At 64.0% G+C, this 10,855-nt stretch carries 15 protein-coding genes and 2 pseudogenes; 10 read left to right on the top strand and 7 right to left on the bottom strand.

The genetic code is table 11. From position 1 onward, the window contains the following. The first annotated feature begins 80 nt into the window (after positions 1-80). Both AC1DYK_RS14200 and AC1DYK_RS14205 read left to right on the top strand, forming a co-directional pair. Positions 81-506 (top strand): MarR family winged helix-turn-helix transcriptional regulator, encoded by a 426-nt coding sequence (locus AC1DYK_RS14200; protein WP_478166905.1) that lies wholly within the window; start codon positions 81-83, stop codon positions 504-506. Between the two features lie 128 nt (positions 507-634). Then, positions 635-1,993: a class II 3-deoxy-7-phosphoheptulonate synthase gene (locus AC1DYK_RS14205; protein WP_478166906.1), complete on the top strand. Its 1,359-nt coding sequence runs from the start codon at positions 635-637 to the stop codon at positions 1,991-1,993. Positions 1,994-2,009: 16 nt separating this feature from the next. Here the strand turns inward: AC1DYK_RS14205 and AC1DYK_RS14210 are convergent, their stop codons facing one another. After that, positions 2,010-2,354 (bottom strand): hypothetical protein, encoded by a 345-nt coding sequence (locus tag AC1DYK_RS14210; RefSeq protein WP_478166907.1) that lies wholly within the window; start codon positions 2,352-2,354, stop codon positions 2,010-2,012. Positions 2,355-2,610: 256 nt separating this feature from the next. Between AC1DYK_RS14210 and AC1DYK_RS14215 the strand changes: the two are divergent. Further along, positions 2,611-2,718, top strand: a pseudogene (locus tag AC1DYK_RS14215) (phosphate ABC transporter substrate-binding protein PstS); the annotation flags it as partial. A gap of 25 nt (positions 2,719-2,743) precedes the next feature. Here AC1DYK_RS14215 and AC1DYK_RS14220 read toward each other — a convergent pair. Beyond that, positions 2,744-3,160 (bottom strand): LysR family transcriptional regulator, encoded by a 417-nt coding sequence (locus tag AC1DYK_RS14220; RefSeq protein WP_478166908.1) that lies wholly within the window; start codon positions 3,158-3,160, stop codon positions 2,744-2,746. A gap of 423 nt (positions 3,161-3,583) precedes the next feature. On the opposite strand from AC1DYK_RS14220, the gene wrbA reads away from it, so the two are divergent. From wrbA to AC1DYK_RS14250, 6 genes are all read left to right on the top strand, one after another. Continuing rightward, positions 3,584-4,183, top strand: a complete 600-nt coding sequence (wrbA, locus tag AC1DYK_RS14225) for an NAD(P)H:quinone oxidoreductase (RefSeq protein ID WP_478166909.1) — start codon at positions 3,584-3,586, stop codon at positions 4,181-4,183. A 27-nt stretch (positions 4,184-4,210) separates the two neighbouring features. Continuing rightward, on the top strand, positions 4,211-4,654 hold the full coding sequence (locus AC1DYK_RS14230) for an ester cyclase (RefSeq protein ID WP_478166910.1): 444 nt from the start codon (positions 4,211-4,213) through the stop codon (positions 4,652-4,654). 52 nt (positions 4,655-4,706) lie between these two features. Then, positions 4,707-5,672 carry a quinone oxidoreductase family protein gene (locus AC1DYK_RS14235; RefSeq protein WP_478166911.1) on the top strand — a complete coding sequence of 322 codons (966 nt, stop codon included), beginning with the start codon at positions 4,707-4,709 and terminating at the stop codon, positions 5,670-5,672. Positions 5,673-5,703: 31 nt separating this feature from the next. Beyond that, positions 5,704-6,474, top strand: coding sequence for an SDR family NAD(P)-dependent oxidoreductase (locus tag AC1DYK_RS14240; RefSeq protein ID WP_478166912.1), 771 nt, complete (start codon positions 5,704-5,706; stop codon positions 6,472-6,474). A gap of 265 nt (positions 6,475-6,739) precedes the next feature. Beyond that, positions 6,740-6,892, top strand: coding sequence for a hypothetical protein (locus tag AC1DYK_RS14245; protein ID WP_478166913.1), 153 nt, complete (start codon positions 6,740-6,742; stop codon positions 6,890-6,892). Positions 6,893-6,996: 104 nt separating this feature from the next. Then, entirely contained in the window at positions 6,997-7,656 is a 660-nt protein-coding gene (locus tag AC1DYK_RS14250) for a hypothetical protein (RefSeq protein ID WP_478166914.1), read from the top strand. A gap of 121 nt (positions 7,657-7,777) precedes the next feature. Here the strand turns inward: AC1DYK_RS14250 and AC1DYK_RS14255 are convergent, their stop codons facing one another. The 3 genes from AC1DYK_RS14255 to AC1DYK_RS14265 all read right to left on the bottom strand — a co-directional run bounded on the left by AC1DYK_RS14255 (position 7,778) and on the right by AC1DYK_RS14265 (position 9,345). Continuing rightward, the gene (locus AC1DYK_RS14255; RefSeq protein ID WP_478093533.1) at positions 7,778-7,906 is read right to left on the bottom strand and encodes a hypothetical protein; all 129 of its coding nucleotides are present in this window, start codon (positions 7,904-7,906) and stop codon (positions 7,778-7,780) included. Positions 7,907-8,000: 94 nt separating this feature from the next. Continuing rightward, positions 8,001-8,429: a DoxX family protein gene (locus tag AC1DYK_RS14260; protein ID WP_478166915.1), complete on the bottom strand. Its 429-nt coding sequence runs from the start codon at positions 8,427-8,429 to the stop codon at positions 8,001-8,003. A gap of 58 nt (positions 8,430-8,487) precedes the next feature. Then, positions 8,488-9,345, bottom strand: coding sequence for a pirin family protein (locus AC1DYK_RS14265; protein WP_478166916.1), 858 nt, complete (start codon positions 9,343-9,345; stop codon positions 8,488-8,490). A 100-nt stretch (positions 9,346-9,445) separates the two neighbouring features. On the opposite strand from AC1DYK_RS14265, the gene AC1DYK_RS14270 reads away from it, so the two are divergent. Continuing rightward, positions 9,446-10,354 (top strand): LysR family transcriptional regulator, encoded by a 909-nt coding sequence (locus tag AC1DYK_RS14270; protein ID WP_478166917.1) that lies wholly within the window; start codon positions 9,446-9,448, stop codon positions 10,352-10,354. 6 nt (positions 10,355-10,360) lie between these two features. On the opposite strand, the gene fdxA is transcribed toward AC1DYK_RS14270, so the two are convergent. After that, a complete protein-coding gene (gene fdxA, locus AC1DYK_RS14275; protein WP_478166918.1) occupies positions 10,361-10,699 on the bottom strand; it encodes a ferredoxin FdxA in 339 nt (112 codons plus the stop codon). Between the two features lie 8 nt (positions 10,700-10,707). Continuing rightward, positions 10,708-10,855, bottom strand: a pseudogene (locus tag AC1DYK_RS14280) (ferredoxin--NADP reductase); the annotation flags it as partial.

Here is a 10,855-nt window from a genome sequence, read left to right on the forward strand (position 1 = left end):
GTCTTCAGGATTTAGAGGAAAGCATGTCTGTTGCATCCAGCAAGAAGGCCCGAGACTCGGGCCATACGAAGTTCCCGACCTTGGACCAGAAGCTTTGCTTCGCCATTTACGCCAGCTCGCTGGCGATGCTCCAGAGCTACAAGCCTCTGCTTGCCGAGCTTGGCATCACCTATCCGCAATACCTGGTCATGCTCGCGCTCTGGGAGAACGATGGTGTTTCGCTCAAGCATCTGGCTGAGCGGCTCGGGCTTGATTCGGGTTCGGTGACTCCGTTGGTCAAGCGCTTGGAAGAAGCATCGTTCCTGACGCGCGGACGCGACCCGCAAGACGAACGCAATCTCGTTGTGAAACTGACGCGTGAGGGGCGCGCGTTGCAGCTCAAGGCCGAGCAAGCGAGCAGCCGGTTTGAGAACGCATGCAGTTTGAGCCGCGATGAAGGTGGGGACCTGCGTGACAGGCTCGCAGCGTTGACCGAAAAGCTCCGCGCTGTGGAAAAGAAGGCATAGCGCTCTGGGGGCAATACAAGAGGGCGTGGCTCGGATGGGGAGAACGTTGTAACTTCGAACCTCGGATCGACACAAGATGGCCGGCACGAGGCGCTCTTGTCGGGTTGGCCGAAATAGGAGCTCCCTCGATGTCTCATCGGCAAGATTGGCATCCATCCTCCTGGCGAGGTCGTATCGCGCTGCAGATGCCGACGTATCCCGATACGCGTGCGCTCCAGGAAGCAGAGCGGCGCATTGCAGGCCTGCCATCGCTCATATTTCCCGGCGAGATCTCGCAGCTGCGCGAACGCCTGGCGGCCGTCTCGCGGGGAGAGGCTTTCCTGCTTCAGGGCGGTGACTGCGCCGAGAGCTTCGACGAGTTCGGTCAGGAGCCGGTGGAATCCACCTTCCGCGTGATTCTTCAGATGGCGGTTGTGCTTACTTATGCCGCTGCCTGCCCGGTGGTGAAGGTAGGGCGCATTGCCGGCCAGTTCGCCAAGCCGCGGTCCTCCGACGTCGAAACGCAGGATGGGGCGACGCTGCCCTCCTACCGCGGGGACATCATCAACGGCAGCGAGTTCACGGCGCAAGCGCGGCAGCCGGATCCGTCCCGCCTGCTGATGGCCTACTCGCATTCCGCGACCACGCTGAACCTGCTGCGCGCCCTGGCCCAGGGCGGCTTCGCCGACTTGCACGAAGTGCATCGGTGGACCGCGGACTTCGTCCGATCGAGCCCGCAGGGCGAGCGCTTCGAAGAGCTCGCGGACCGCATCACCCAGTCGCTGGCTTTCATGGAGGCTTGCGGGTTCGACGCCTCGCGGGCCCCGCAGCTGCATGCGGTGGAGTTCTACACCTCGCACGAGGCCTTGCAACTGCACTACGAGGAGTCGCTGACCCGCTTCGACAAGCGGACCGCCAGGTGGTACGGAGGCTCGGCCCACATGCTCTGGCTGGGCGAGCGCACGCGCCAGTTCGATGGCGCCCATGTCGAGTACATGCGCGGCGTGAGCAACTCGATCGGCGTCAAGCTGGGGCCGACGGCCAGTCCGGATGACGTGCTGCGCCTCATGGACGTGCTGGACCCGGAGCAGGAGCCCGGCCGTCTGGTGTTGATCGCGCGCATGGGAAGCGACAAGGTCGCCGAGCGGCTGCCGCCCCTGCTGCGTGCCGTGCACCGTGCCGGCCGCACGCCGGTGTGGTGCTGCGACCCCATGCACGGCAACACGGTGACCTCGACCAGTGGCTACAAGACCCGCGACTTCGAACGCATCCTCCAGGAACTGCGGGTCTTCTTTGCCGTGCACGGACAGGAGGGCACATATCCCGGAGGCCTGCATTTCGAGATGACGGGGCAGGACGTCACCGAATGCCGCGGAGGCGCGCAGGCGTTGACGGACGAGGGCCTGTCGGCGCGCTATCGAAGCGCCTGCGACCCGCGCCTGAACGGGTCGCAGAGTCTGGAGTTGGCTTTCCTGATTGCGGACGTGCTCAAGTCTGCGCGCGGGTAGAGCGTCAGACCGCGGCTCAGCCCGGGCCGCCGGCGAGACGCAACCAGATCGGAAACTGACGATCGAATTCCTGGGGCGCGATCTCCGCGAGGTGTTCGCACGCGGTATTGGGAAGCGCGACGCTCATTTCCTCGTGCCAGAGCACGATGCCAAGCAATCGATGGACCAGGATCCGCTCCTCGCGCGGAACGGGAAATTCCGACACATGGTCCGGCAACCGCAGCATCGAAACGCGTCGCCGCACCTCGACGACGATCCATCCAATGCGCCGCACCCTGATGCGCATCGTCCTGCCCAGCCAGATCTGGAGACGAAGCTCCCATGCCACCAGGAGCAGAAGGATCAGCGCAGCGGCCAACATGCGAAATACAGCGTAAGTTGTTATTGCGTAAGGAAGTTCGTCCGACAATTTCAAGCGCAAGAGTAGGTGTCGCCGCATCTCCCCGCAATACACCGAACGCGCTATGAGGCCCACTTCCTCACGAAAACCATCACTTTGTTGCCTGCGGGCAACTCTGTGCCGAATGCGTTCCTGAAGCAGATGGGGCCTTCGGACTTGCCACCGCTGGGAGTCGTGGTCTTCTCCTCATCCGGCTGCGGATCAAGCCACAATCGCCGCCGGCGACCTCGACTACGTGCCGATGCCCGACAAGGTCAAGGGCGCGATCGCCACCGCCTGGGGCGAGATCAAGGACGCCTCGGGCAAGCCGATCCCGTACAAATGACAGTTCTGTTGGCCACGCCGATGCGCTAGGCGTGTGTCGGCTCGCGCCTCAGAAGTTCGTCGCGCTCGAACAAGGTCACTACCCAGTCGATGAATACGCGCACCTTGGCGCTGAGGTAGCGGTTGGGTGGGTAGATCACGCGAATCGGGATGCTGCGAGTACGCCGCTCGTATTTCCACGTTGGGATACGCCCGGTAGAACCTCCCAAGGCGGGGATGATGACCATCGAAGCCAAGGCTGCTGCAGTCTCCACGCGGACACGGCCGGTCGGCGAGGCGAGCGACTGCTTTGCCGAGGATTCGATGTCTGCGAGTTCCGCCAGCAGGCGCACGACGCGCTCGTAGTAGGCGGCGCCTTCCGCCGTGACCGTCACCGACCGGGTTGTCCGGTGCAACAGGCGAATCTTGAGCTCGTCCTCGAGTGCCTGGATGAGCCGTGTCACCGACGAATTGGGAAGGTTGAGCGTATCGGCCGCCTTGGTGAATCGACGAAAACGCGGAGCTTCGAGCTCAGGTGTTGGGTGGCAGAGGTATTTGCGCCGTTTGATGACCGCAACCGCAACAGGTAGCCAACGCCAGGAGTGGATGACTCGGGTTCGCCCTCACGACATCGACAGCCTATGCACGCATAGGGGGTCCGTGCGCACACAGGGCGGCGCGACCTTCGCTGTCTGGACCATCTGGTTTTCCGATGGATTCCATCGAAACAAACAGGCTTCCACGAGAGATTCAAGGCTCATACGCTCGGGGCCATGTCATCGAAGTTCGTTCTTCCTTCCCCGCCCGCCGACGTTTCGGCGATTCCTGTCAGTTCGTGGTCTGCCAACCGAGCTGGCGACCCAGTCCGCTTTTTCTAGGAGATTCCCGTGAGCAAGGTTCTTGTCCTCTACTACTCGTCCTACGGTCACATCGAAAAGATGGCCGAAGCGATCGCCGAAGGCGCCCGCAGTGCCGGCGCCACGGTCGACATCAAGCGTGTGCCCGAGACCGTTCCACTGGAAGTCGCGAAGAGCGCGTACTTCAAGCTCGACCAGGCGGCCCCGGTCGCCACGGTGGCCGAACTCGAAAACTATGACGCGATCATCGTCGGCACCGGCACGCGTTTCGGCCGCATGTCTTCGCAGATGGCGGCGTTTCTCGACCAGGCGGGTGGCCTGTGGATGCGCGGCGCACTGCACGGAAAAGTGGGTGGGGCCTTCAGCTCTTCCGCCACGCAGCACGGCGGCCAGGAGACCACGCTGTTCTCGATCATCACCAATCTGCTGCACTTCGGCATGACCATCGTGGGCCTTCCGTACAGCCATCAGGGCCAGATGAGCATGGATGAAATCGTCGGTGGGGCACCCTATGGCGCGACGACCGTGGCAGGCGGCGACGGATCGCGGCAGCCGTCGGAGATCGACCTTGCCGGCGCGCGCCACCAAGGCGAGCTGGTCGCGAAGACGGCAGCCAAGCTGTTCGGTTGAGCTTCGAGTCTTCCCAGGAGAACAACCATGAGCAGCAAGATCACTGCGGGCGAAGCGGCCAAGGCCGTCGTCCGTCGCAACACCGAAGAGGTTCAAGGCGGCGGCAACTATGCGCTGTTCGACGAGCTCTTCGCCGATAGCTTCCTGGACCACACGCCGCAGCCCAACTGCACGCCGGACAAGGCGGGCGCCTTGGGCCTCTACAAGACGCTGCGCGCCGCGTTCCCCGACTTTCATGCCGACATCCATTGGCAGCGGGTGGAGGGCGACGTCGTGACGACCTTCAAGACCTACCACGGGACGCATCAGGGCGCCGTGTTCGGCATCGCGCCCACGGGTCGCAGGATCCATTTCGAAACCGTCGATGCGATGCGCGTGCAAGACGGAAAGATCACGGAACACTGGGGTGTCGCGAATCTCTTCTCCCTGCTGCAGCAGCTCGGTGCCTGGCCGCCGGCGGCGCAGGCGTAGGAGCGCAGGGCGTTTTTGGCGCCGAAGCCCCGGAAATCCTGGAGCAAGAAACATGAAGACCATGAACGCCTTGCGCCTGGAGAAGTTTGGCGCGCCGACGGTGCTGCAACTGCAGGACATCGCGATTCCCGAACTCGGGCGTGGCGAGGTTCTCGTGGAGGTGCATGCGTCGGCCATCAACCCGAGCGACGTGAAGAACGTCGCAGGACTCTTCAACGCCACTTTGCCGACCACGCCGGGCCGGGACTATGCAGGTGTCGTTGTGGCCGGAGACCCGGCCTGGCGCGGCAAGAAGGTCTGGGGCAGCGGCGCGGGTTTCGGCATGGTCCGCAACGGTGCGCATGCGCAGTATCTGGCCGTGGCGTCGGACTGGCTCTCGGAGATGCCGGCGAGCCTCTCGATGGAACAGGCCGCCGCGGTGGGAGCTCCCTATGTCACCGCGTGGACGACGCTGATCGATGCCGCCAGGCTGCAGGCAGGCGAGACCGTCCTGATCACAGGCGCGGCAGGCGCGGTCGGCCGGGCCGCTACCCAGATCGGGCGCTGGAAGAAGGCGCGAGTGATCGGCGCGATCCTTTCCGGCGAGGCGCCGGGAGCGGATGCCGTCATCCACACGAAGGACCAGGATCTGCCCGCGGACATCAAGGCATTGACGGGCGGCAAGGGCGTCGACGTCGTGCTCGATACGGTCGGGGGGGCCCTGTTCGAAGCGGCCTTGAAATCATTGGCGCTCGACGGGCGGCAGGTGGCCATCAGCAGCATGGGGTCGCGTCGCGTCGAGTTCGACCTGGTGGATTTCTATCGAGGTCGCCAGCGCCTGATCGGCGTGGACACCGCGAAGCTCACGGGCGCCGAGATCGCCAGGATCATGGATGCGCTGCGCGTCGGTTTCGACGAGGGCATCTTCCAAGCGCCGTCGATCCGGACATGGCCGCTCGATCAGGCGGTCGAGGCTTACGGCATGGTGGAAAAGGGCGGTTCGCAGGCCAAGCAGATCCTGCTGCCGCGCGGCAAGTGAGACCTTCGGCTACTCCAAGAGGAACATTCAAATGAGCGACATTCTCAAGGGCAAGGTGGTCATCGTCACCGGCGCCGCCAGCGGCATCGGCCGGGCGATCGCGATCGGCGCCGCGCAACATGGTGCGAAGACGGTCATCGTCTCGGACATCACCGAAACGTCCAACGAGGGCGGCAGCACGACCACCTCGGAAATCGAGGCGCTCGGCGTCGCCGCCCGCTTCCATCGCACGGACGTGAGCAAGCGCACGGAGGTCGATGCGCTGGTCGAAGCGGCGGCGGAGTTCGGCGGTGTCGACGTGATGGTCGGCAACGCCGGCATCACGCTGCGTTCGGATGGCGCCGACGTGGCCGAAGACGACTACCGGCGACTGATGGCGGTCAACCTCGATGGGGTCCTGTTCAGCGCGCAAGCCGCCGCACGGCAGATGAAGGCGCGCGGCAAGGCCGGCAGCATCGTCCTGATGGCCAGCATGGGCGGGATCGCGGGTGCGGGCATGACCGTGGCCTACTCCACGAGCAAGGGCGGCGTCGTGCTCATGGCCAAGGCCCTGGCCGACGCGCTCGGACCGGATGGCATACGCATCAACGCAGTCGCTCCCGGCACCATCGACACCCACCTGCTGCGTACCAATCCGGGCATTGCCGCCGCGTCTGAAGGCTTCCGGCAGCGCACGCCGCTGCGCCGGCTCGGCATGCCTTCCGAAATCGCGGATGCGGTCGCGTGGCTCGGCTCGGACATGTCGAGCTACGTGACCGGCATCGCGCTCCTCGTCGACGGCGGACTGCTGTCGGTGATCTGACATCACTCACCCAACATGGAAAAGAACATGACCACCGTCATTCGTGTGCATCACTACGGCCCTCCCTCTGCGCTGCAGGTCGAGGAAGAAACGGCGGGCCGCGCCACCTTCGAAGCGTCGATGGCCGCAGTCCGGGACGGCGGGGCGATCCTGACGATCGGTGCCGCCTCCGGCCAGCCGTCGATCGACCAGGCGCTGCTTGCCGCGCGCCGGCCGTATTCGTGTCGCGGGCGGCGGCATGCCGCAGTTCGTCAAGGGATCTGTCGTGGCCACTGCCACCGGGGAACTCTTCGATGCCTATCGCAAGGGCGTCTTCGGCAAGATCGAAGTCGCGCGCTATCCCATCGCGGAGGCGGCGCGCGCGCATGAGGATATCGCCGCCCGTCGCCGTACGGGCCTGCCCATTCTGGTCCCATGAACTGCCGTGGTCATCGGCACGATGACCCGGCATGCCGAAGGCGCATTCCGTCGAAGTGCACAGACCGTCAGTCCCGCACTGGCCACCTGAACAGGAGAAATAGCATGCAACCTGGAGCTTTGAATCAAGCGAATCGACTGTTCAATACCGCGGATGCGCTGACGCTGATGCGCATTCCGAACAAGTTTGACGTCACCGAGTGGCCGAGGCAGGTCGAGGCCTTTCTCCAGGCCACCGAGAAGCCGCTGCACAAGGCCATACTGAAGAACTACCTCCGACATCTCCTGCTGGAGGTTGCCGGCTACTGGGATCGGATCATCGTGCCGGAACTGACGGTCGACGAGCCCATGTACCGCGTCGGAGACCGAAGGGAAATGCGGGTCTTGTCGGGAAAGGCGGCGGTTGAAGGTTTCTACCGGGAGACGTTCGAGACCCGGCAGAACGTCATGGGCGCCCGGACGATGAACATGGGGGTCGAGGACTATGGCGTCACCACGGAGGCCGTCTGGACGCATGTGGTGCCCGGTGTCTGTCTGAAGGATCACGACATCGATGCCGCCCCCGAAGCCTACTACCTCATGAACCACCATCTGTTCCAGATCTTCACGTACACCAACGATCCCAAACCGAAACTGATCTCGGAACGCATCTACGACGACCCGGAGAGCTACAGCTACGAGAAGCTCGATCCCGCGGATGTCGTGACGCCGGAGATGGCCCGAGAACAGCTGGCGCCCTTCCTCGCGCGAGCGACCCTGGACTAGAGAGGCCCGTCCCATGGGATTACGTCTTTGATGTTCGACGACCGCGCCGAACGAGAAAACCGCGGTCGTGCCATCCTGCATGGTCTCCCCGTCCAGCGTGGTGGTCAGTCGCAGATTGGCACTACCGCAACAGCAGGCCGATGCCAAAGGCGATGCCAGCCATCGCGAGCGTTGCCATCAGGCACGGAAGAACGAAGAGTGCGGCTCCGAAGTCCTCGTGATGCCGTTCAATGAATTTCCATAGCTTCATTTCGATCTCCTTGGGTAAGTTGGAGGTTAGGACCGGTTCGCCTCGAATGGAAACCAGTCCGCCCCACGGCAGGGGCGAACCGGATGTTCTCGACCTACTGAGCGGTCAACGTGCGGTGGGGCGATTGCTTCCGGTTGTCGATGCTGAATGCACCGGCACCGAATGCCAGCACCTGGATCAGTCCACCGGCCATCGCGAGGTTCTTGAGGAAGTGGAACAGCTGGTTCTGATCGCCGAGCGCGTGATGGAAGACGAGCGCGGAGATGATCGAGAACGCGGCAAGCCCCGCCGCGACCACGCGGGTGCGCAAGCCCACCAGCAGCAGCACGCCGCCACCCAGTTCGATGACGATGGCGGCCAGGTAGCTGAGCACCGGCACGGGCAGCCCGACAGAGGCAATGTATCCCTGGGTCGCCTCGGGCGCGGCGATCTTGCCGAGGCTGCTGATGATGAAGATCGCGGCCAGGAGGATTCGCCCGACGAAAGGCAGGACGGAGTTCTTGTTGTCAGAAGTCGTGTTCATGATGGATTCCTGGTGAATAGAACAGTGGTTGAAGAAACTGGAGGTCAGGCAAGGGGAATCAACGAATGCGTCCGTCGGCGCGAAGCTGCCGCCCGATTCGGGCGATCTCAGCCTCTCCCCGTTGGAGCGCTGCGGGCGAGGTGTGAACCGAGTAGTAGCCCAGCACCAGATCGTGCGGATGCTTCACGGCCGAACCGACGATGAAGTCGGTGTCGCCTTTGGCGGTGAACTCGATCGCGCTTTCGGACGCCTCGAACACCGCGAGCTCGCCCTCGAGTCGCTCGCCGGCCACAAGGAGCTCCCCGCGATGCACATGCGTCCAGGCGACGTCGTGCCCCGCGGGCGGCTGATAGCGCCAGCGCTCGCCCGGAGCCAGATGGACGTGAAGCAGGTTCATTCCGTCCGGCGCGGCCACGCGGCTGCTCGTGCCCGCATGTCGTCCCAGGACGACCCTGGCGGGGCCTTGATGCGGTACCTCCTCGGAGGGCAGGTATTGACTTTGCGCCACGCCGTTTTCCAGGCTTCGCGGCAGCGCCACCCAGACCTGATAGCCGTGAAATCGTTCGAGCCCGGCCGGACTGGCGTCGTGCCAGACGCCGTTGCCTGCCCGCATCCATTCGACGCTGCCCGCGGCCAGGACGCCTGAGGCCCCGGTCGTGTCTTCGTAGCGCAAGTCGCCGGAGAGCAGGACCGTGATCGTCGCGATTCCCGAATGCGGATGCATCGGAAACAGCGCATGGCCGGTGGGCTTGAAATCGAAGTAGTCCAGGAAGACGAACGGTTTGATCAGTTCGCCGATGTCCGAAGGACTGACGATTCGGGTGACGGGTCCATGCGCGCGGCCTCTTGTGCGCGCGACGATGCGGCGTGTCTGCCCGGGCGAGGCATGCACGGGTTCGCTGACTGCTTGTTCCATGAGATTTCCTTCCAGTGATGACATGGCCTGAAGGTTAGGAGCTGGACATCTCACTGGGAAGCCTATATCTTTCGATGCAACCCATCGACAGGAGCGATAGATGCTGGATGGCGTATCCATGGACCAACTGCGAACCTTCATCGCGGCGGCGGACGAAGGCAGCTTCTCGGCCGCAGGCCGCAGGCTGCGTCGGGCACAGTCGGTCGTCAGCCAGACCCTGGCCAACCTCGAAGCGCAGATCGAGGTGCAGCTGTTCGATCGCTCGGCGCGCTATCCGCAACTCACCGAGCAAGGCACGGCACTCCTTGCGGAGGCCCGTCTCGTCGTCAACAGCATGAACGGCTTCAAGGCCAAGGCGCGGACCATTGCCGAAGGGCTGGAGCCCGAGCTGTCGGTCGTGGTGGACGTGATGTATCCGATGGAGTCCCTGACCGTGGCCGTCGGCCTGTTCCGCGCGGCATTTCCCCATACGCCGCTGCGCCTCTATGTGGAGGCGCTGGGCGCCGTCATCCAACCCGTGATGGAGGGCACTTGCCGGCTTGGCATCTTCGGATCGATGCCTGTCGTGCCGGATGCCGTGGAGGCCGAGAAGCTGCTCGACGTGCCGATGGTCACGGTGACCGGGAACGCCCACCCTCTTGCGCGCCGCAAGGGACTCATCCGGCTGCGCGAACTGGAGCAACACGTGCAGCTGGTCCTGACGGACCGGACGACCCTGACCGACGGCAAGACCTACGGCGTGTTCTCCCCCCTGACCTGGCGCCTGGCGGATCTTGGCGCGAAGCATGCGTTCCTGCGCGCAGGTTTCGGCTGGGGGCACATGCCGGCTGCGATGGTCCGAAGCGACCTCGATGCCGGCGCCCTGGTGCAGATTCAGATCGAGAACTTCCAGCCGCGAACGCCTCCCATCTCGATGTTCGCCGCCTACCGCAAGGATTCGCCGCCGGGGCCGGCCGGCCGCTGGTTCCTCGACCAGCTCAAGCAGACCGATTCGCCATCTCGAGCTTGAGCGGCCTCAGGGTTCCAGCTCGGGAAGACTGACGGCGCTCAGCTTGTCTGTCCTGTCCTTCCAGGCGTCGGCATCCGGAAGCGGCGCGTGTCTTTTCACGATCGACGGCCATAGCGGCGCCAGCTTCGCGTTCAAGTCCGTGAAGTGCTGCATGGCGGGAGGAACATCCTCCTGCGCATAAATGGCGTTGACCGGGCACTCGGGGATGCAAACGGCGCAGTCGATGCATTCGTCGGGATCGATGATCAGGAAATCCGGTCCTTCCCGAAAGCAGTCGACCGGACAGACGTCCACGCAGTCGGTGTATTTGCAGCGGACACAGCTGTCCGTGACGACATGGGTCATGGTCTTGCCTACTTCTCGGCGAAGGCGCGTTCGACCACGAAGTCGCCCGGCGTCGACGTGTTGCCTTCCTTGAAGCCGCGCGCCTCGAGGATGTGCTTGAGGTCGACCAGCAGGCCCGGGCTGCCGCACAGCATCACGCGGTCTTCGGCGGCATTG

It is taken from the genome of Variovorax sp. P2_H12 (genome assembly GCF_056403395.1).